Source organism: Ekhidna sp. (assembly GCF_965221965.1).
GTDB lineage: Bacteria > Bacteroidota > Bacteroidia > Cytophagales > Cyclobacteriaceae > Ekhidna.
In genome coordinates this window covers 1,959,575-1,978,730 of sequence record NZ_OZ244926.1, presented here as the reverse complement: position 1 = coordinate 1,978,730, position 19,156 = coordinate 1,959,575, and the positions used below count along the sequence as shown (strand labels likewise).

Below are 19,156 nucleotides of genomic sequence, written 5' to 3'. Positions count from 1 at the left end.
ATTTGCGGCTCATTTCAGATAAGAAGACCAAGAAAATGGCCGTAACAAGATTAGAAAGAAAAGGAAGAAAAAATAAAAATGTCGCAAAGAACCGAGTTGCTGCAATGAAGCGACTAAATACGGTTCCTACCATCAAGAATGTAGACATTGAAGAGATAAAAGCTGAATTTGCTAAGAAGGCCAAGTCTAAAAAAGACGAACCTAAGGCTGAGAAAGCAGCTCCAAAAAAAGAGGAAGCACCGAAAGCAAAAGCAGAAAAAGCAGAGCCTAAGGCAGAAAAGGCGGAAGCAAAGGCAGAGCCTAAGAAGGAAGAAAAGAAAGCTGCACCTAAGAAAAAGGCAGCTCCTAAGGCTAAGAAAGCTGACGACAAAAAGGAAAGTAAGCCTAAAGCTGAGAAGAAAGAAACAAAGAAGGCAGCACCTAAAAAGACTGCAGCGAAGAAAAAAGAGGATAAGTAATTATCCTTTATTATCAAGCCAAACAAGTCCCTGGCGGTTTCGTCAGGGATTTTTTATGCCATAAAAAAAGCGCTGAAAGAATCAGCGCTCCTTTTGATTAGGTAGATTAAGTGTATTACTCTTCTGTAATACGTTCCCTGATCCGTTTTACTTCCAATGTGATATCTCTCATCACATCTTTAGTTAGGACGAAATCCGGATCATTCTTCAATTTCTCTTCTATTTCCTGAAGATCTCCTTTGTAGAGTCGATCGAGAATAGAGAGTTCGGTGATCATATCTGCGATCGTATCATCGAAAGGAAGATCGTTCAGCACTTCTATAATATCAAGTAGTGGCTGTTCTTCACCCAAAACAATTTTCACCAGGGGCTCCAAAAGCTTCTCGTTTTCAGGTGTATTTGGGTATGTTTCAATGGTAATAACGGCCTGATAAAGTCCCTCAACAAAGCTACCCGTAAGTGCAAGTCCGGCCATAGTCAGGTGATGGTCTTCTTCCATTTTCACACTCGTTTCAAGGAATAGTTTACTTAGAATCCGAGCAATCTCTTCTTCATTCTGATTAGCGATGTGCCCTCTGAATTCATTTAGGTCATCTTCATTGTAAATCGCAGAGTCACCAAGAAATTCAGCCATATTATGTGCGGCACGTAAATAATCGATGCAATCTTCCTCATGACCGTATGCGGCGAGATAACTAATGTCAGAGGCATAAACGCCCATATTTAAGGCCATCTTATCTCGATTATTTTTATAGCTTTCAATTTTATCAAGAGAGTTGATGTGTGCCTTATCAAATTGTGCATCAATGGATTTTAGCGTGAATGGAACCAAAGATGGATCTGGAAGGTCCGCCATCAGTTTCTCCAAGTCATGGATGGTCTTTTCTTCTGCTAATTCCTCTTTGCTTTTCTCATTTTCTGCTGAAGATGAACCACTCGTGCAGCCGGTAATAAAAGCCAAAAGAGTTAGAATGGTTAGGGTTTTGCCTGGTGATTTCATAGGTTATTTGAATCTATTCTGAATTCAAGTTTAATAGTTTTTGGTATAAAAATCTCAGTTTATCAATTATATATGAGTCAATAAATGATTTAGGTATTAAACGCCGATATCATATAAAACCCCCGGAAGGTCCCGATATTCCCCATCGAGGTAGACTTCAACCCTGGCATCAATTTTTTCACTATCCACATTGAAAAGGAAACTTTCCATTCCTTCATTGAAAAAGACTTGAACCTGTCCTGGTGTGAGAACTACATCAACCATGAAATCTCCTTGATTCATATTACTTAGTGGCAGTGGGTTGTCGCTATCGCTATCAGCCTCGGTATCCCACGCCATTTTATACGATAGTTTCTTACCTACTAAGTTGATATTAAGCTCACGGAATGGCTCTTCAATACGAAAACTAAACCAGGAAGGACCATCAGAATAAAGATTACTGAGTTTACTCCTTCTCTTTCCAGCCAAATTGCTCATTACCTCCTCAGGAATGTAGCTTCCTTCCGTTTTCTCTTGTAAAACCGGAGAGCTATTCATCTCAGACGAACCAGTACTTTCATTGCCAGAGGATCCACATCCCATTAAGAACCCTGTAAGCACACAAATACATAATTTTTTCACCATGAAGGAAAGTTAGGTAGAATCTACTTTCTCTTCAATATCAACGCGGAAATTAGTGTCACTATCAATCCTAAAGGAAAAATCTCCATAAGAGTCATTGGGATTCGGTAGAGTGGATTCTCATATTTTTCCATCCAATCGTCCATGTTCGCTTTTTCAGCGGCGATTTCTGCCTTGGAAAGTCCCTGATCTTCGAGGTTAGAGATAAGATAAGCACTATACTTCTCACCAAAATCAGCCTGGAAATTGGGATAATAAATTTCCCATCCCACCACATAGATCAATGAAGCAATGGAGACAATAATTAGTCCTTTTAGAAATGCACTTTTAAAAGAGATTTTGCCCTCAAGTTCTTTATCCCGAAAAGATTTCACTCCGAAAAACACTGTAGATAAAGCAATTAGCATGGCGGTATAGCCCAGTGTTTCTCCCAGTGAAAAATCAAAGCTGTCTCCTTGAAAAATGGCATCTAATACTAACCAGCCGATGATGTTAATAATGCCAGCTAATAGACCGAAGTAGATAAGTCGTTTCATATTTTTATTTTTTTTTCAAATCAAGAGTAGACAGCACATATTTATTTCATCCTTTTGGGTGATTTTATTCAAATCATCCTTTTTGGGGATGAATCAATGCTAAGTCACGTGCTTTTTGAATGGCTTGTGTTCGTCTCTTTACATTGAGTTTGGTGTAAATATTTGAAATATGTGTTTTAGCTGTATTGAGAGACACAAAGAGTTTATCTGCAACCTCCTGATTTGAGAAACCTTCTGCTAATAGCTCCAATACTTCTACTTCACGTTGGCTTAAGCCTAGTTTTTTTGCGTCAAATGTATCCTTGCTTCTTTTTTGGAAAAGACTGGTTCCCAGCCAAATTCCAAGAAAAAGAAATAAAAGCCCGATCACGGCTCCATAGATTTCAATTTCCAGATCTCTGATCATGGTTCGGTAGTGAATCACCTCCAAAAAAACCATCAGCAGGCCCATAATGCCGCCATAAATCCAATAGATATTATTGAGCTTCTGAAGCTTTCTCAAAATCTTTCTAATTTTCGTATTCTAAAATCACACCTATGTTACGAAAAATTGCCTACATCATCGCACGTTTAGCTGCAGCTTTTATCATGGCTCAAACGCTTTATTTCAAATTCTCAGGATCACCAGAGTCCATGTACATTTTCAAAACAGTGGGAATGGAGCCCTGGGGAAGGTGGTTGATTGGTGTGCTGGAACTTATTGGGGCGATATTATTAATCATTCCAAAAACGGCATGGGTTGGAGGTGTACTGGCTGTTGGGCTGATGATTGGAGCCATTGGAATGCATCTTACTATCTTAGGTATAGAGGTAATGGGCGATAAAGGACAGTTGTTTTATTACGCACTGATCGTTTTTCTTTGTGGTTTATATGTTGTTTTCAACAATATGGATAAAATCAGAAACGAAGTTTTACCTAAAATTTTGAAGAAGTAATGAAGAAACAGATTTGGATTTTGGCATTTGTAATATGCGCATGCGGAGGTTCAAATTCAAATGGATCATCCGAGATCGAAGGAAGTCAGGTTCCGGGTGGAGCTACTTTGCAAGATTATGAAGCAATTCCGGGGCTTCAGAAGGCGGTCGTTAGTTCTGGTGGAGTGACAGTGGGAGAAGGAGACTTTCTAAATGGCTTGCATCATGGCACATGGACAAGCTATGATGGTCAAGGAAAAATACAATCAATTACCACCTATCTGAATGGAAAGAAACAGGGAGTTCAGCTGTTGTTTGACAATGTGGGCTATGTGGAGACGAGGGCATCCTACCACAATGATCAGTTGGATGGAGAGTACCTTGTTTATAAAAGAAGGTCGATTGTAGAGCGAAAAAACTATTCAGGTGGTGTGCTGAATGGCCTGCAACAAAAGTTTTATGTAGATGGCACAGTGATGGAGGAATCTAATTATGTAGACGGTAAAATTGATGGGGTTGCTAGATGGTATGATCAGGAAGGAAATCTTACGATCGAATATGAATACGATATGGGAGAATTAGTGGATCCGTAACATTAGGTGATCATCTTCTCCAGAAAGTGACCTACATAATAAGAAAGCGTCGCGGCTGCTCCCCCCAGGAGCAGCGTCTCAATAACACTTTTGATTTTTCCGGTACTAGTTACCACACTTTTCAAAAATCCTATCCCTACAAAGCAGCAGCCAGTAAGAATGGATGAGGTGAGAAACAAGTTTGACTCCAGAGGGTTGATATAATCAATTACGTATATAAGTAGTGGGATAAACCCCAGCAGAATAAAGCTGAGAAATGTGATGGCACCCATTTTAAATGGAGATTTGGTTTCTTCAGCCATCTCCAGTTCTTCCTTCATCATGATGTCCACCCAGCGATCTTTATCTTCTGTGATTACATCTACCACTTTTTCCAACAGCTCACCCTTAAAGCCTTTAGATGCATAAATCTCTCGTATTTCCTCTCGCTCTTTTTCGGGTAGGTTATCCACCTCCCAATATTCTATGGCTTTGTGTTTGAGGTAGTTTTCTTTTTCGGATTTAGTGGAGAGATAACTACCTATAGACATAGCAAATCCATCAGCAATTAGATTAGCAAATCCTAAAATGATGATAATCGAGCTTTCCAGGTTTGCACCTGCTGAGCCGGAAACGACAGCAAATGTGGTTACACTGCCGTCTATTCCCCCATAAACGAATTCTCCAAGGTAATTCTGAAAACGGCTTAAGTATCGATGTTTGCCGTGTATTTTATCTTCATGCTTTTGATGCCTCATCCATCATTACTGGTTGTGTCAGCTGGTTCTTCTTTGAAGAATAGAAAGGTAGAAACACAACCGGCAGATGTAGAGTCTGTAACCAATGTCAAGGCACCCTGAGCGACTTGTGCATCATACTCCTCACAGATAGTTTCTCCTTCTTCATCCTGGCATAGCTTTAATCGACCATCCAGTTCCCAAAAACCGGATTGTTCAGAAAACCCTTGTTGATATGTGAAATCACCATTTCCTTCCAATGTTAATCGATAACATGAATCATCGCATCGTAAGCCGGCAGTTGGAATACTTTTGGATGGATCCTTGCAACTCACTGTTTTGGTTTGTCCTATCCAGGTCCCCACAAAAGAACCAGAATCGTCATCGTCTTTACACCCGGTAGCCCAGCAAATGGCCACAATCGAAAGGATAAGAATAAATTTTTTCATATTGTAAAAATAAATCAAAAATGCATCAATAATATTGCCTTAGTTATGAGTGGACTGGCATTTTCAAGTATGCGTGTTGGGAAGAAATACCGTCTGATCAATTACGGTGAGAAAAGTGAATTTATTTTAGTAGAGGTTGTAGGTAGAAACGACTATCGATTGAAAGATATTTTTTCTATGGAAAAATATTTAATGAGTGAGTTGATCCAGTATGGAAAAGGGGAGGACTTTGAGTTGAGAGAGATTTATGATTGAAAAAGTGTATGTTCGTTTTAGATACTAACCTATGATAAACCTATTAATCCTATGTGGCGGTCAGTCTCCGGAACATGAGATATCCATCCGATCAACGAAAAACATCCTTGCCGCAATCGACCGCTCAAAATATGCAGTGACGCTTTTTGGGATTAGTAAAAGTGGATCCTGGCGATTAATAGAGGAGACTGATCTGGGGGATGAAATTACTAGCCAGGGAAGTGCGGTTAGTATTGAGCCTCATCAAAGCAATTGCTTTTCATGTCAGGGGAAGGATATCCCTCAGTTTCAAGTAGTCTTTCCCATCCTTCATGGACCGAACGGTGAGGATGGAACGATTCAAGGGCTCCTCAAGCTGATGAAACTTCCATTTGTAGGACCGGGAGTTTTGAGTTCTTCGGTTTGCATGGATAAGGATGTGACCAAAAGATTGCTGAGAGACTCAGGGCTGATGGTGGCCAACTGGCTGAAAATCCAAAAGGGGGATGAGATTCCATCCTATACTAAAATAGCTAGCCAACTTGGGTCAGTGGTGTTTGTGAAGCCAGCAAACATGGGCTCATCGGTTGGTGTACATCGTGTGACCAATGAATCAGAGTGGAAATCTGCGATATCGGATGCCTTGAAATATGACCGAAAGGTGTTGGTTGAAAAAGCAGTTAAAGGCAAGGAATTAGAGTGTGCGGTGCTTGGAAATGATGATCCTAAGGCAACCGGAGTGGGGGAGGTTCAATCAGGAGATTTTTATTCTTATGAGGAGAAGTATGCCGCTCAGTCTCACGCAGAGATTATCATACCTGCAAAGATTGATGACAAATACCTCCCTGCATTAAAGCAAACGGCCATTAAGGCGTATCGCGCTTTGAATTGTGAGGGCATGGCCAGGGTGGATATGTTCCTTACCGAAGAGGGAGCAATCCTGGTGAACGAAGTGAATACCATTCCCGGATTTACCAATATCAGCATGTATCCGAAGTTATGGGAGGAATCAGGCCTTAGCTATTCTGATTTGATTGATCAATTGATTGAATTAGGGATCGAAAGAGGTAATTGAGAAAATACCACTATTTGGGTATTTGATTTAGGTTAAAAATTGATTCTATTTAAAGAACCAACCTAATCACTTAAACCACATGAGGCACGCACTCATACTTATACTTGTTGCGTTAGTCACTATTTCCGTTATACTGGTTATCTATCGTCCGGATTTGCTGGAGGATGTATGGTTATGGTTGGTTGGCTTGATCGGCCCTATTGTCGGGTTTTTAAAAGCTATTATCAAATCCATTTCCAACTTCTTCAAATCCATGGGCAATGCTTGAATTATTCCGTTCACGTGATAAACTACTGTTCAACCGAATCCTGCTACAAGGGCTGGTTGCATCTTTTGCTTTTCTCTTTTTCCTGCTTCTTATCAAAGAGTATTTTGGTACTCCCTGGATCGGAGGTTTAGGCAGCCACATTGCCGTAATCGTTTCTTTTGCATTCTTCATTGGTGCATTCGCCTTTTACAAATCCACTACAGCAACAGAAAAGAAGAAGCCTGACTCCATGTCGAAGTTTTTCTTCTGGGGTATTCGGGTGATCATCTTTATTCTGTTGGCTTTGGGAGCATTTGGGGTGATGATGGTTTTCGAGACAAACACCGGAGAGGAGGCTGTTTTTAAAGCCATCGCGCTGGGAATCGTTACACTCTGGGCGTGCATCTTTCTTTCTTATTTCATCTGGGCGGTGTATTACTATAATGTCAATCTTGGACTTACGGATGAAGAATGGAACAAAATCTATCAAGCTAAAGAAGACAAGCGGCAAGGGAACTTTTATGATCCGGATGACATAGAAGCCGAGCCAAAATACAATCCCTATAAAGACGAAACGTTTGGAATGCCGAATGGGACCGTGAGAGGAATGATTGCTTTTTCTCTGCTGTTTGGGGCAATTGCGCTCCTGGTTGTGAGCTTTGGCATGACCAATGAGATAGATTCCAGCTCGCTTTTCTGGGATCAATATGAGTTTTTTAAGACAGCTTTCCTGATGATGATTGCCTTTTATTTTGGTAGTCGTTCCTTGCAGTACCTCAGGCCAAACGGAGCACCGGTTCCAACAGGAAAGGATGGAGCACCAACTAATCAACCGACTCAACCGTCCATGGCAGAGCAGGTGAAAAAGGAAATAGATGAACCAACACCTGCCGGAGCGACGGATCCCATGCAATCTTCTAAACCTGAAGAAGTATCAACGAAGGAGAAACCAAAAGCATCAGGCAAAGAAGATTTTTCTACCGTAGATCCAATGAAAGGGTAAAATGAAGCGGCTTATTTATATCGTTTCATTAATGGCCTTGCTGACAGCCTGCAAGGATGATCGTGGCTTGGTGGTGGGTAAGATTAAAAAAGCATCTAAGCTGGCAACTACCGAGTTCACCATTGATAAGATTGTTTATGGAGTAAAGCGAAAGCGATTGCTTTGGGTGGTAAAGCTTAATGAGGCAAAGTTTCTTGCTCACTCCAAAGCGATTGTAAAAGCAGGAGTTGATCTGGAGAAATTACAAAAAGAAGATGTAGACATTCAGGGAAAAAGCATTTCACTCAAGTTGCCTGCAGTGGAGGTTATTAACTTTTCCTATCCTGCAGAGCTTTTTGAAATGGATACGCTCGTTTCCACTGATGCATTTTTAAACAAAATTTCGCTTGAAGATCAGGAAAGCTTCTTTCAGGATGCGGAGATCGATATCAGAAACTCTCTGAAGCACATGAACATCATCGAAGCAACTGAAAAGAAAACCCGGTTGATGTTGGAGAACTTGCTTCGTACCCTGGGATATCAGGAGATATACATTGACTTTCATAAGGGAGAGCTTATTCCGGAAATATCAGAAGAGGAGGTGGGTGTATGATTTATTTCCTGATTAAAAACTGGAAGCTTTTTCTCGATATTGTGATCGTAGTGGGAGTGATCATCGCCTTTACTTTCTGGGACCCCATTGGAATGTTCACAAATGCACGAACCAAACAAACAGCCAACTTGGTAACAGGAGTGAGAGATATCGGACAATTAGTCACCGCAGAATATTACGGTGAGGTGATTTCTTCCTGGAAAGAGTTTAAGCTAACCGAGTTTCCGTCAGATACCCTGACCACTTTTGCTGAAGATGCCTGGCAGGAAGTAGCTTTTACTATATGGGAAAACAGGGGCAGGAAAAATGAACTTAAATCAAAGGTGAGAAATAGTGAATTTCATCTTGATCTGCCTGCAAATAATACCTTTAATGAATTTGTTGCCTGTCTGGGAAATCAGTACCTGACCCGCAAAATGAGTCGAATTTATAAAGAGGGGAGACTCGTGGGGAATGTAGAGCAAACGATCTACAAACGAATGCTCAAGGACTTTAAGAAAGAATACAAGCGACTAAATAAAACGAGCCGACTTAAGGGCGAAAGACTCGACTCTGCGATGAATGCTTACCTGCTTGATGTGCCGTCTTTTGTGTACGATTTCTTTCCTTTTTATCAATATCTGGTAGGTGAGGATTTGGATCGGGAAAAGAAGAAAAATATTGTGTTTATCGGGCGTGGTTCGGTACGAGCTGGGTTTGATTTTGGTCAGTTAGATGAGAGTAATTTCCTGTATGAGGAGGACCGAAAAATGGTTCATTTTTATGGAATCAAACCGACTGTTCTGGATGTAGACATCAATCCTTGGTTTATTCCGGAACGAAAAGTCAAGGGGTTTGAGCTGGTTTCGTTCTCCGGTGATGTGGACTTTGAAGAAGCCAAAGAAGTAAAGAGGCAATGTAAGCAGAAGCTATTGGCGCAGGCGCGGGGAGCGGAGATTGTAAAACGAGCCGAGGAAAATGGAGTGGAAGCATTGCGGAATTTTTTCTCTTTGTTGTTGGATGAACCGGACCTACAGGTTTCTTTTCATACGCATCCATATGATTTACATCTGGCGACCATCAAAGCCGACACCCTTGTAGATCGATATGAGGCTGTTTTTATTGATAGCTTGTATCAGCAATACCTTGGCACGATTGATACAGTTAGCATCGATAAAGCGGAAAAGCTCACGCAACATTTCAGGCGATTTGTTGCTGGTTTAAAAAAACTCTCATTTCTGGAAAAGGAGTATCCATTTAGTTATTATTCGCTAGGAATAGCCAGCATCCTGCAGGATACTTTTCATATTGACTCAACCGATATAATACAACTGGTAGCAACAAGAGACACCCTTCGCACCAATGAATTCAACCTGACAACCTCCGTTACAAAGAAGCATTCGGATTGGTTTGTTTCCAGTGATTTCCGACATGAATGGAATGGATCATTGGTTGCGCTGGATAGCGCTTCACTCTCCAGGTATGATAGCACGCTTAATCTGAGCAAGTTCAGGTACCAGCTGATTCCTCTAAAAGACTCGGTAGATCGTGTGAAATGGATTGAATTGGCTACACAGACACCAAATCCATGGGACTCCATTCTGCTTGCTGAAATAGATACCATAGGTAAAGTAATTGAACGAAAACAAACCCATGAAGATAAACTTCGCCCACTGACACGATTGCAGGCAAGCCTATCTGAGTTTATTGACCGACTAAAAAAATAGCACCATGATAAAGAAACACTATATCAAAGAACTGAACATTTCGAAGTTACTGAAGGTAGGAGCGAAAGGATATGATGTGCAAAAAGTGCAGGAGTGGCTAAACCTTTGGCGTTTTGTCGATCCCGGATGGTTTCATCGGGTATCGGTAGATGGCGATTATGGTCCGCAAACGGAGGCGGTGGTGCGGGACTTTCAGACACATAAAAATCTGGAAGTAGATGGAGTGGTAGGGCCGAACACCTTTCGGGTGTTATCGAGTCCCATGTTCAATGCATTTAGCCGGATCGATGGAAGTGACCTAAGACAGCTGATTGTGGCCTATGCCCGTCAGCATTTACAAAACATTCCACGGGAGCTTTACAATTCAAATATCGGTCCGTGGGTGCGTGCCTATATGGATGGAAATGAAGGGAAAGAGTGGGCGTGGTGCATGGGCTTTGTACAAACCATTTTGGATCAGGCCACTACAACGATTGGTCTACGGTTTACAGAAATTATGCCGCATTCTTACAGTTGTGATGTGGTAGGTAATCATGGGTTGAAGGAGAAGCGCCTGCATCGAAATGTAAATCTGAGAAATAACCCAAAGCTCATTGAGCCCGGAGATGTCTTCCTGAATATGAAAACACAGTACGATTGGGTGCACACAGGGATTGTGATAGGTGTGGAAGGAGACTGGATGCACACGATAGAAGGAAACACCAATGATGAAGGCTCAAGAGAAGGGTTTGAGGTCTGTTTAAGACGCAGAAACTTTCAGGCCAACACCATTGATGTTTACAAAGTGATGTGATCAGCTCTCTTGGTTATTGCTGAAATTATTTTAACAATTGCTCTATGGCCCGAATGTGTTTTTTGAAAGCTGCTTTGCCCAACTCAGTGGCAAAGTATTTGGTATTGGGCTTCCGGTCCAGAAATTCCTTTTTGAAGTTGATGTAGTCACTTTTCTCCAGTGATTTTAAATGACTTGCCAGGTTCCCGTCCGTCACACCGAGGAGGTCTTTCAATGCATTAAAATCCTGGTGTTCATTGACGACTAATGCGGACATAATACCTAGTCGTATCCTGTTTTCAAATGCTTTATCTAACTCTCCCAGAAGCTCTTTCACGACTTGTATTTCGCTTTGATAATGAATCCGTAAATGATGTGAAGAAGGCCAAACCCTGCCGACCAGATAACCAGACCAAAACTGATAAACTGGAGTGCAATCAGTCCCAGGAGTATTTCCAAAAGCCCCAGACTTCTAATTTCATTCAGGGTGTATTTACTCACATTGACCAATGCTAAACCATAAAATATTAAGGTAAAAGGAGGTATCACACCAAGATATCCCTGGCTTAGGAAAAGCAGGCAGATAATACCCCCAGTAAAAAGCGGAATGGACAGGTTTATTAAAATACGCTGCGTCTGTTGATCCCATATCTTCTGGTTTTTCTTTCGGGTTTCTTTTGTGGTTAAATAAATGACTGAGCCAAAACTGACTATCAATGTAGTGGTTGCAATTAGTATCAAGTCCATAAGCCGGTCGGTTGACAAGACAACCCTATCAAAGATCAGATAGTCATTGCGTTCAAAAACGAATTTGTATGCCAGGTAGGCACCAACTAATGCGATGACTCCAGCAGATATTCCAGAAAGCCCACTCAGGGAAATGAAGCGGGAAGACCGGTTCATGATGTCTTTGATCTCTTTCAGATCTTCGATGTATTTTTCTTTCATTTATTCGTGATTTTGAACTTTAAATCCATATTCTAATGCCTATAACGCCATGCCAAAGTAAATAAATGGCTACCGTTGACTGAAGTGCGACAAACAAAGTTGATGGAAAATATACGCTTCTCTTCAAATCCAATTTGCTCGCCTTAATAATAAGTGCCAAGCTATACATTGTGAATAGGAAGAATAGAATTGTGACTATGGTGATGGATAGTGAAACAAAACTCGGTTCGGCGAGCAGGTTCGGATTAATCTTATTTCCGACTGCAGCAAATAAGAAAGCAATAATCAAAAAGAAGATAGCAACAAGAGGCCACAGTCTGATTTGGATATTTGCACCACCGGGTATTTTTGATTTCCAATATTTGAAAAGCCAGAAAGGCGCCAGAATGAATGCTCGGATGCTCATCAAAATCCAGAGAATAAGAACAACTAACCTTCCATAAAATACAATTGGAGATACTGATCCAAGCGTCTGAGTTCCTCCTGGTACGGCTATTTCAATAGCCTCTCCTGCAAGTGGATCATTTACAATAACAAGGTTCGGTTGACGTGATTTAGCAGATTGATAAGCGTTATCCTTAACTGGAATATATTTTTCAATGTCACCAATGTGAGCAGGTGTTTGCATTACGAGTGTATCACCATTCAACCAAACCTTTCTCGCCATTAAAGGAGGAAGGGTAGAGGGTAACATTTTTCGTGGATTTATGGATTGATAATAGCCACTAATGTTTTGTGTAGAGGTGGGCTTGGCAGGCTTTATCTCGGTAAGGGCAGTGGTTAAATCCTTTGTTTGAAAATTTCGAATTAATTGAGCTATTTTTTGTATAGCTGTTCCGCTTCCTGAGTTGATCTGAACGGAATATCCTAAACCATGAGAAGGCAAATAGGAGAAATCGGATACGCCTCCATTCACACCACCTCCGTGTTTAAAATAGGTAAACCCATAATGATCTGATGTGTAGAGACATAGGCCATATCCAAAGGGGAGTCCGGCTTTTGCTCCCAGGGTGGTTGATGGCGTTTCCATACGGTTGATTGACGCTTCATTCACCAATTGCATGGAGTCCACTTTTCCTCGTTCAATGAAAAATTGAACCACTTTTGCCATATCTCTTGGTGAGGCATTGATAGCTCCGGAAGGTCTGGTGATAAGGTGCCAGTAATCCTGCGCTACGGGACCTTCATACAAAGTAGCTCCATTTTCAATATAATCTTCTGATGGGAAATAGGTCATCGTCTCCATCTGCATGGGGTTGAAAAATTGTTGCTGGACGTATGCTTCAAAGGTCTGGCCTGTGATTTTTTCCACAATATATGCGGCTACATTAGGTCCTGAATTACAATAAGCCATCCTTGTTCCGGGTACCCATTTGGAAATACGTGAATGAGGGTGAAAGTCAAGACCTTCTTTCAGTGCTAGGGGGTCAGATTCATTGTGAGCAAACTCAGAGGGATGAAGGTCATCCCATCCTGTGGTATGTTCCAGTAAATGTGCAATGACAATCGGATTAGTATCTTCCCATGGATTTGTAAATTCAATTTCAGGTGCCAATTCCCTCACTTTGTCATTGAGGTGTAATCTTCCCTCTTCTTGCAGTTTCAATACAGCCAGGGCAATAAAAATTTTGGAAGTAGAACCGATTCTGAACATGGTTTCATCGGTTGCCACTGTTTGCTTTTCTCGGTTAGCAAGTCCAAGACCTTCAATCCATATGGGTCCAGAGCTATCTACTAAAGCTATCCCTGCTCCCGGGGTATTTGCCTCTTCCAAAACCTGTAGGATGGCTTGCCTTAGCTCCTTGATGTCTTGGGGTCTGGTGGTTGAATTGTTCTCTTGAGATACTGCTGCTAGGGCTAGACTCATTAATATTAAAAGAAGATTAATTTCTTTGTTTATTTAAAAGTACTTTGAAATACAAAGTAAATACACGTAAATGTATTATACAAGGTTATGAAATATGAAAATCGGTCTATTAATTATTCTTTAGCTGCAGGTGACCTTTCTCACTCGTCAGCATCCAGGCGATCTGTAATCGAGTGGATGACTTCATCCAACTCATCGACTGCTTCTTGCAAGATTTCAATATACTTTTTATTGATTTGAGTTTCACGCTCCAGCTTTTGTAAATGAAGCACACTCATGATCTTCGTAAGCGGACCTCTTAAGTAATGGGCATTTATATAGGCATACTCCTGTAATCTTTTATTCTTTTCCTCCAGCTCACGGGTACGCTGAATCACCTTTTCCTCCAGGTTCTCATTAAGCTCAGATATTTCTTTTGTTCTGGCCTGCACCTCTCTCTTGAGCTTTTCTTTTTGCCTGATCAGGTACAGATACCTGAAATAGAAGATGGTTCTTCCTACAATGAAAACAGCGATTAATCCCAGTATGATAAACCACCATTTTAAGTAAAACGGCTTCAGGACAGTGAAATCAAACCTGGTGACCGGCCCCCAAGCTTCTAATCCATATCGGGCTTGAATTTCAAACGTGCCGTCACCATAGCCCAGATTTCTGAAGATGATGTCATTTTGAGCGCTTGATAACTTAACCCAATTTTTATCGGATTGGCCAATGCGATAGCGGAAATTGATTTTGTCTTCATTGACATAAGAGGCGCATTGGAATATGACCCGCATTTCATTGTCATCGTAGGGGAGGGCGATCTCTTTGGATTTAGTCACCACCTTTTCTTCCCCACTGATGACTTCTGTAATTTCCACATTCAGGTTTAATTCTTGTGAAGTGCGTCCCCCCTTAAATACTGATGCTCCGCTTTCCGTACCTATCCAGATATTTTCATTACTATCTTCTAAAAAAGCGTTTCTGTTGACTTCTCTTCCTGCCAGCCCTTCATCTACTCCAAAAAAGGTACTCTTATCATTATCAAACATAAAAATTCCGCGATCCGTACCGCCCCATAATCTGCCCTTTCTATCCACAAGGAGGCTGTAGGTAGGGTATTTCTGGGTGTATTTAAGTGCATGACTTATGACGCCATTTCTTGCAATTCCGATCCCATCCCGCGTGGCAAGCAGTGTGTCTCCATTATAAATAGCAATATCATAAACGCTGTTTAAATCAAAATTTTTTGAGCTATAGTGTGTGAATGAACTTCCGTCATATAGGTACACTCCTCTGGAATTGGAAAGCAATGCCAGCTTGTCTCCTAAACTAATGATGTTTCGGATGCTTGTCAGAGAATCCACTATCTGAAGTTTCTGATTGATGAATTCATAGAGCCCGTAATACCCCGTGACATATAACTTGCCTCTGTGTAGCTCTACAGAAGTAGGTCTGAATCGATCGAAATTAATGATCTGAATGGGTTTTGAGAACTGATCATTTTTGTAGATCAAAAGTCCGCCGATACTGGTAGCCATGTAAACCTCCTTTAATTGGGGGTCTTCTTCAATATCCAGTACCCGATAGCCGAGATCACCTTCTGAACCTAGACGAATGTTCTCGATGGAATTTCCGTCCATTACGTTTAGCTGCCTTGGGTTGGCCACCAGCATAAGTCCGTTAGATAACTCTTTGATAGCGGAAACTTCATTTTCTACCAATCCTGAATTCTTGTTGTAGTTGACGAATCGTAAAATGTTGAATTTGAATAAGCCTCTGGAATCACTGACCCAGATATTGCTTTCCTGATCTTTAAATATCCGGGTACTTCCAATATTGACTATTTCGCCACCGATTGGCAGGTCATTCCAGGTTTTATTCTTTTGATCGATGATTCGTGCCGGTGTGTGAGCTCCAAACAAGACGACATCATCATTCACGACCAGGGAACTTTGGTAACCTTTAGGAGCTTCGCTCAGCCCAACTCCCTCTATAAGCAATTCAACATTGTTGTCAATTACTTCTGCGTACCAATCCGACCCCAGCAGATGTATTTTTTCGTTCGATTTGGCAAGGGTCAAAATAGTTTTATCCGGTAATTGGTCATAAGGAAGCTTGAATTCGTCAATTGTTTCATTCCTAAATAGGAATACACCATCCGATGTTGTGATCAGACATTGATTGCCGGTGGTCCGAATATCATTGATTTTTTTACCGTCAAATGAGAGATTCTTCCATGTCTTATTTTCAGCATAATAGATCCATAGCTGATCTCTGTTTCCGAGCAGTGCTCGTTTTGCTCCATCATCTTCGAAGACATTAAAGGAAATGTCATAATATAAATCCTGTGATTCCAATGGAGGTGGGATTTTGTGCCATTTATCTTCAAAATACTGGATAGATAAGGTCGTATCACTGAGACCGGCCACCCATATGCTACTTCCGGAAGACACGATTTTGGAATTGTTTGAAGAGGGCAGACCCAAAGAATCAGGAAACGTCACCCAATCTTTGGCATTGTAGTACATAGGTCCTGATTTAGTCATGAACCACATTACACCATTGGCCGACTGGGTGATGTCAAAAACACCCGGAGATGGCATTCCATCCGTCGTGGTGTATTGTCTGGATGGAAAATACTGACTGTTCGCATCTAAAGTAAAAATGATGCCGAGCAGTAAAATGAGGTGATATCGTAGGTGTGCTTTAAACAAGGTAGGATGATCTTGTTAAATTCAAGACGCTATTTCTTTAACGAGTTCGATGGTTAATGGCTTACTATGAAATGCATCGATCAAGGTATCAAGTTGAGCTCTTTTTTTGTCAGAAGGATTAATGGAAGAAGTAAGTAGAATAATTCTTGGTGGCTGAAAATCGGAAGGAAACTCATGAAGGGAGGACATAAAGTCCCAACCATTCACCTCAGGCATATTTACATCTAGTAAGATAATGCTTGGCTTTAGTTCCCCGGATTTAAGCTGTTCGAGGACTTTTTGAGGATCAGTATGCTCGATAACCCGGGCTCCTATTTCAGCCCTTTCAATTACTATTTTGTTTAGATAGTTGATGGATGGGTCATCGTCGATCAGTAATATGCTCAGCTCACTCATGTGAAAATATTATAAACTTAAATTATCACAATTAACTACCATTGACAACATTGTTTGTTTGATAATAGATAAAACGGTGTATTTTGAATTTGAAAATCCTGTTACGGGGGGAGTCGAGCCCCTCGTCTCTCAAACTAGCTGAGGGTTGACCTTCAATTACTTTTATCTGCCAGAATCATACGAACCAATCCGAGGTAATTCCCAAAAAATCGTTGAAGATGTGGAGTTTCCGTTGAGTTGATCTGCATAGTGAAAACCTGTTTTGTATCCGGATGATAGAATCCTGCAGTATTGTATCCCGGAAAGAAGCCAGAATGCCCAGTGAAGGTACCCAAGCCCGGGAATTCATACTTGATTACACCGAGACCATACATGCCGCCTATTTCAGCAGCATTGGCATAATTGAAAAATTCCTCTTCAAGGGCTTCCATGTCAAAGGCTTCACCTTCATAAATGCTTTTGAGTAAGCGTGCATAGTCTGCATTCTCGTAAGCATAACCACCTCCGGTCCATTCAAACTGCATATTATTCTGTGCCTTGCCATCCACCAAAAAGGGTGCTTTAAAACCGAGTGCATATTCAGATCCTTCGGTATAATATCCTTGCGCCATATTCGATATGACTTTGGTATTGGTCGGTGAGAAACTGGTGATTTCTAGTGGTTTTAACACCCGTTCTTCAGCTTCCGCATAGAACGTATTTTCTGTGAGCTGCTCGATGATCATACCCAAAAGAATGTAATTGGTATCCGCATAGGTAAAACCTTTGCCGGCCTCAAATGGAGGCTCATCATCCAGCACATACGCAAGGAGTTCTTCAGGCTTCCAGGTACGAGATGGGTTGGCTGCCAGATCTTCGAGAAATTCTTCCTTGAATTCATATCGCACAATTCCCGAAGTGTGTTGAAGGAGGTGACGAATGGTAATATCCGTTGCGTTAGCCAAACGCGAATACCAATCGTAGTTGCCCAGGTATTTCGAAACGGTATCATCCAGAGCCAGTTTGCCTTCACTGATGAGCTGCATAACGACGGCTGAGACCACCGTTTTTCCGGTACTGCCTCCGTGAAGTTTGTGTTCGGTGGTCATCGGTACTTGTTGTTCTTTATCAGCCATTCCGCTGGCAAATGCATGAACACCACCTTCCGAATCGATATACGTGAATACCACGCCAGGAAAATCGGATGCTTCGCGGATGCTATCCAATGCTACCTGTATAGCCTGATCCGTTTGTGCCTGTGCAAATGTGAAAAGAGTGAATGCAAATAAGAGTGAGAGTAAGTAGTGCTTTTTCATTTTGTTTTGAGTTTGTGATTGTAGTCAAAAGTTGCACTACTTGATTTGCATCGGCAAGCAAGAAATAGATGAGTGGTTATTCGAATGGATAAGGTTATTTTTTTCACGGAGGGTTAGCTCTGGCTTTATTAACCTGTTGGCTATGCTGAAGCTCTATTGACCCCCACTGTCTCACGGTACATTTGTGGTGAAATATCCGCATGATTTTTGAAAAAACGACTGAAGTAGTACTCATCATTATATCCAAGCTCACTCGCAATCATCTTGACCTGCTTATCGGTGAGATACAATTCTCGTTTCGCCTCAATGATGATTCTGGCAGAGATAAGATCAGAAACCGTTTTATTGAAGTGTTTTTTTGTCGCTTTAGCCAGTGCTTTTGGTGATATATTCAGCATATCAGCATAATCACTTGCTGAATGCTTGGTGCGAAAATGCGTTTCGATGTGTTGTTTCAGGTTTTGAAGAATGTAAGGCTCAGAATCGATTGATGAAGATATTTCAATACTTTCTGGCTGTTGCTGAACCTTTTTTCGTGAAGCCGCAATCAAAAAGATTTTAAGGTATGAAACCAACACCTCCTGTTGGGCAAGATCACCATGCATCATCTCATCTTTCATTTGCTTAATGAGTGACTGAAATTGCTTTGATACGGCATCATCAAGCTTCAGTACGGGTGAATCGTATATATTATTGAAAAGCACCCCATTGCAGGCAACAGATTCATGATGTTTATGAATGCAAAAGAAATCAGGGTGAAAGTTTAGAGAGACACCCTGAACAGGCTTTTTGGATGAGAGCATGAACGGCTGATAGGGAGTAAACGCCAACAATGAATCCGCATCCCACTCGTACTCCGAAAAGTCCGCTTTTACCTGACCTGTGCCTTCTCTGATCCAGATAAGCGAATAATAATTAACTCGCTGGATATGATCAAATCGGCTTAGGTCATTGAAAGAGAAGAGCTTCAATGCAAGGTTTCCGTTTTGCTTATCTACAAGCGTCAGGTTTTCGTCATTGTTCAGGATATCCATTGT

At 41.3% G+C, this 19,156-nt stretch carries 23 protein-coding genes; 10 read left to right on the top strand and 13 right to left on the bottom strand.

Going from position 1 to position 19,156, the window contains the following annotated elements:
• Positions 1-2 precede the first annotated feature (2 nt).
• Positions 3-458 carry a hypothetical protein gene (locus ACOQON_RS09485; protein WP_420575201.1) on the top strand — a complete coding sequence of 152 codons (456 nt, stop codon included), beginning with the start codon at positions 3-5 and terminating at the stop codon, positions 456-458.
• Between the two features lie 115 nt (positions 459-573).
• Here ACOQON_RS09485 and ACOQON_RS09480 read toward each other — a convergent pair whose 3' ends face one another.
• The 4 genes from ACOQON_RS09480 to ACOQON_RS09465 form a co-directional block, all read right to left on the bottom strand.
• Positions 574-1,458 (bottom strand): hypothetical protein, encoded by an 885-nt coding sequence (locus tag ACOQON_RS09480; RefSeq protein ID WP_420575200.1) that lies wholly within the window; start codon positions 1,456-1,458, stop codon positions 574-576.
• A gap of 96 nt (positions 1,459-1,554) precedes the next feature.
• On the bottom strand, positions 1,555-2,082 hold the full coding sequence (locus ACOQON_RS09475) for a hypothetical protein (RefSeq protein ID WP_420575199.1): 528 nt from the start codon (positions 2,080-2,082) through the stop codon (positions 1,555-1,557).
• A gap of 20 nt (positions 2,083-2,102) precedes the next feature.
• A complete protein-coding gene (locus ACOQON_RS09470) occupies positions 2,103-2,615 on the bottom strand; it encodes a DUF4199 domain-containing protein (protein WP_420575198.1) in 513 nt (170 codons plus the stop codon).
• 73 nt (positions 2,616-2,688) lie between these two features.
• Positions 2,689-3,117, bottom strand: coding sequence for a response regulator transcription factor (locus ACOQON_RS09465; RefSeq protein WP_420575197.1), 429 nt, complete (start codon positions 3,115-3,117; stop codon positions 2,689-2,691).
• Between the two features lie 35 nt (positions 3,118-3,152).
• Between ACOQON_RS09465 and ACOQON_RS09460 the strand changes: the two genes are divergently transcribed.
• Positions 3,153-3,551 (top strand): DoxX family protein, encoded by a 399-nt coding sequence (locus ACOQON_RS09460; protein ID WP_420575196.1) that lies wholly within the window; start codon positions 3,153-3,155, stop codon positions 3,549-3,551.
• Positions 3,551-4,123 carry a toxin-antitoxin system YwqK family antitoxin gene (locus ACOQON_RS09455; protein WP_420575195.1) on the top strand — a complete coding sequence of 191 codons (573 nt, stop codon included), beginning with the start codon at positions 3,551-3,553 and terminating at the stop codon, positions 4,121-4,123. The genes ACOQON_RS09460 and ACOQON_RS09455 overlap by 1 nt, the downstream gene beginning before the upstream one ends.
• Before the next feature lie 2 nt (positions 4,124-4,125).
• Here ACOQON_RS09455 and ACOQON_RS09450 read toward each other — a convergent pair whose 3' ends face one another.
• Both ACOQON_RS09450 and ACOQON_RS09445 read right to left on the bottom strand, forming a co-directional pair.
• Entirely contained in the window at positions 4,126-4,860 is a 735-nt protein-coding gene (locus tag ACOQON_RS09450) for a VIT1/CCC1 transporter family protein (protein ID WP_420575194.1), read from the bottom strand.
• Positions 4,857-5,288, bottom strand: coding sequence for a hypothetical protein (locus ACOQON_RS09445; RefSeq protein WP_420575193.1), 432 nt, complete (start codon positions 5,286-5,288; stop codon positions 4,857-4,859). The genes ACOQON_RS09450 and ACOQON_RS09445 overlap by 4 nt, the downstream gene beginning before the upstream one ends.
• Before the next feature lie 45 nt (positions 5,289-5,333).
• On the opposite strand from ACOQON_RS09445, the gene ACOQON_RS09440 reads away from it, so the two are divergent.
• The 7 genes from ACOQON_RS09440 to ACOQON_RS09410 all read left to right on the top strand — a co-directional run bounded on the left by ACOQON_RS09440 (position 5,334) and on the right by ACOQON_RS09410 (position 10,938).
• The gene (locus ACOQON_RS09440; protein WP_420575192.1) at positions 5,334-5,543 is read left to right on the top strand and encodes a hypothetical protein; all 210 of its coding nucleotides are present in this window, start codon (positions 5,334-5,336) and stop codon (positions 5,541-5,543) included.
• Between the two features lie 31 nt (positions 5,544-5,574).
• A complete protein-coding gene (locus ACOQON_RS09435; protein WP_420575191.1) occupies positions 5,575-6,597 on the top strand; it encodes a D-alanine--D-alanine ligase family protein in 1,023 nt (340 codons plus the stop codon).
• Between the two features lie 79 nt (positions 6,598-6,676).
• Positions 6,677-6,865: a hypothetical protein gene (locus ACOQON_RS09430; protein WP_420575190.1), complete on the top strand. Its 189-nt coding sequence runs from the start codon at positions 6,677-6,679 to the stop codon at positions 6,863-6,865.
• A complete protein-coding gene (locus ACOQON_RS09425; RefSeq protein ID WP_420575189.1) occupies positions 6,858-7,847 on the top strand; it encodes a hypothetical protein in 990 nt (329 codons plus the stop codon). The genes ACOQON_RS09430 and ACOQON_RS09425 overlap by 8 nt, the downstream gene beginning before the upstream one ends.
• A gap of 1 nt (position 7,848) precedes the next feature.
• Positions 7,849-8,439 carry a DUF4230 domain-containing protein gene (locus ACOQON_RS09420; protein WP_420575188.1) on the top strand — a complete coding sequence of 197 codons (591 nt, stop codon included), beginning with the start codon at positions 7,849-7,851 and terminating at the stop codon, positions 8,437-8,439.
• On the top strand, positions 8,436-10,145 hold the full coding sequence (locus ACOQON_RS09415; RefSeq protein ID WP_420575187.1) for a DUF4230 domain-containing protein: 1,710 nt from the start codon (positions 8,436-8,438) through the stop codon (positions 10,143-10,145). Before ACOQON_RS09420 ends, ACOQON_RS09415 begins: the two co-directional genes overlap by 4 nt.
• Before the next feature lie 4 nt (positions 10,146-10,149).
• The gene (locus ACOQON_RS09410) at positions 10,150-10,938 is read left to right on the top strand and encodes a peptidoglycan-binding domain-containing protein (RefSeq protein WP_420575186.1); all 789 of its coding nucleotides are present in this window, start codon (positions 10,150-10,152) and stop codon (positions 10,936-10,938) included.
• A 25-nt stretch (positions 10,939-10,963) separates the two neighbouring features.
• On the opposite strand, the gene ACOQON_RS09405 is transcribed toward ACOQON_RS09410, so the two are convergent.
• The 7 genes from ACOQON_RS09405 to ACOQON_RS09375 form a co-directional block, all read right to left on the bottom strand.
• Complete coding sequence (locus tag ACOQON_RS09405; protein ID WP_420575185.1) at positions 10,964-11,254, bottom strand: winged helix-turn-helix domain-containing protein; 291 nt, start codon at positions 11,252-11,254, stop codon at positions 10,964-10,966.
• On the bottom strand, positions 11,251-11,865 hold the full coding sequence (locus tag ACOQON_RS09400; RefSeq protein ID WP_420575184.1) for a hypothetical protein: 615 nt from the start codon (positions 11,863-11,865) through the stop codon (positions 11,251-11,253). The genes ACOQON_RS09405 and ACOQON_RS09400 overlap by 4 nt, the downstream gene beginning before the upstream one ends.
• 19 nt (positions 11,866-11,884) lie before the next feature.
• The gene (locus ACOQON_RS09395) at positions 11,885-13,732 is read right to left on the bottom strand and encodes a serine hydrolase domain-containing protein (RefSeq protein WP_420575183.1); all 1,848 of its coding nucleotides are present in this window, start codon (positions 13,730-13,732) and stop codon (positions 11,885-11,887) included.
• A 140-nt stretch (positions 13,733-13,872) separates the two neighbouring features.
• Positions 13,873-16,428 carry a ligand-binding sensor domain-containing protein gene (locus tag ACOQON_RS09390; RefSeq protein WP_420575182.1) on the bottom strand — a complete coding sequence of 852 codons (2,556 nt, stop codon included), beginning with the start codon at positions 16,426-16,428 and terminating at the stop codon, positions 13,873-13,875.
• A 21-nt stretch (positions 16,429-16,449) separates the two neighbouring features.
• Positions 16,450-16,824 (bottom strand): response regulator, encoded by a 375-nt coding sequence (locus ACOQON_RS09385; RefSeq protein WP_420575181.1) that lies wholly within the window; start codon positions 16,822-16,824, stop codon positions 16,450-16,452.
• 152 nt (positions 16,825-16,976) lie between these two features.
• The gene (locus ACOQON_RS09380) at positions 16,977-18,119 is read right to left on the bottom strand and encodes a serine hydrolase domain-containing protein (protein ID WP_420575180.1); all 1,143 of its coding nucleotides are present in this window, start codon (positions 18,117-18,119) and stop codon (positions 16,977-16,979) included.
• 140 nt (positions 18,120-18,259) lie between these two features.
• A complete protein-coding gene (locus ACOQON_RS09375; RefSeq protein ID WP_420575179.1) occupies positions 18,260-19,153 on the bottom strand; it encodes a helix-turn-helix domain-containing protein in 894 nt (297 codons plus the stop codon).
• Positions 19,154-19,156 lie beyond the last annotated feature (3 nt).

Excerpts from the sequence above, each read along its gene's own strand:
- ACOQON_RS09455 (WP_420575195.1), top strand. The coding sequence starts at position 3,551 with ATGAAGAAACAGATTTGGATTTTGGCATTTGTAATATGCGCATGCGGA.
- ACOQON_RS09415 (WP_420575187.1), top strand. The coding sequence starts at position 8,436 with ATGATTTATTTCCTGATTAAAAACTGGAAGCTTTTTCTCGATATTGTG.
- ACOQON_RS09470 (WP_420575198.1), bottom strand. The coding sequence starts at position 2,615 with ATGAAACGACTTATCTACTTCGGTCTATTAGCTGGCATTATTAACATC.
- ACOQON_RS09430 (WP_420575190.1), top strand. The coding sequence starts at position 6,677 with ATGAGGCACGCACTCATACTTATACTTGTTGCGTTAGTCACTATTTCC.
- ACOQON_RS09395 (WP_420575183.1), bottom strand. The coding sequence starts at position 13,732 with ATGAGTCTAGCCCTAGCAGCAGTATCTCAAGAGAACAATTCAACCACC.
- ACOQON_RS09420 (WP_420575188.1), top strand. The coding sequence starts at position 7,849 with ATGAAGCGGCTTATTTATATCGTTTCATTAATGGCCTTGCTGACAGCC.
- ACOQON_RS09385 (WP_420575181.1), bottom strand. The coding sequence starts at position 16,824 with ATGAGTGAGCTGAGCATATTACTGATCGACGATGACCCATCCATCAAC.
- ACOQON_RS09475 (WP_420575199.1), bottom strand. The coding sequence starts at position 2,082 with ATGGTGAAAAAATTATGTATTTGTGTGCTTACAGGGTTCTTAATGGGA.
- ACOQON_RS09435 (WP_420575191.1), top strand. The coding sequence starts at position 5,575 with ATGATAAACCTATTAATCCTATGTGGCGGTCAGTCTCCGGAACATGAG.
- ACOQON_RS09410 (WP_420575186.1), top strand. The coding sequence starts at position 10,150 with ATGATAAAGAAACACTATATCAAAGAACTGAACATTTCGAAGTTACTG.
- ACOQON_RS09450 (WP_420575194.1), bottom strand. The coding sequence starts at position 4,860 with ATGAGGCATCAAAAGCATGAAGATAAAATACACGGCAAACATCGATAC.
- ACOQON_RS09425 (WP_420575189.1), top strand. The coding sequence starts at position 6,858 with ATGCTTGAATTATTCCGTTCACGTGATAAACTACTGTTCAACCGAATC.
- ACOQON_RS09380 (WP_420575180.1), bottom strand. The coding sequence starts at position 18,119 with ATGAAAAAGCACTACTTACTCTCACTCTTATTTGCATTCACTCTTTTC.
- ACOQON_RS09375 (WP_420575179.1), bottom strand. The coding sequence starts at position 19,153 with ATGGATATCCTGAACAATGACGAAAACCTGACGCTTGTAGATAAGCAA.
- ACOQON_RS09460 (WP_420575196.1), top strand. The coding sequence starts at position 3,153 with ATGTTACGAAAAATTGCCTACATCATCGCACGTTTAGCTGCAGCTTTT.
- ACOQON_RS09445 (WP_420575193.1), bottom strand. The coding sequence starts at position 5,288 with ATGAAAAAATTTATTCTTATCCTTTCGATTGTGGCCATTTGCTGGGCT.
- ACOQON_RS09440 (WP_420575192.1), top strand. The coding sequence starts at position 5,334 with ATGAGTGGACTGGCATTTTCAAGTATGCGTGTTGGGAAGAAATACCGT.
- ACOQON_RS09480 (WP_420575200.1), bottom strand. The coding sequence starts at position 1,458 with ATGAAATCACCAGGCAAAACCCTAACCATTCTAACTCTTTTGGCTTTT.
- ACOQON_RS09400 (WP_420575184.1), bottom strand. The coding sequence starts at position 11,865 with ATGAAAGAAAAATACATCGAAGATCTGAAAGAGATCAAAGACATCATG.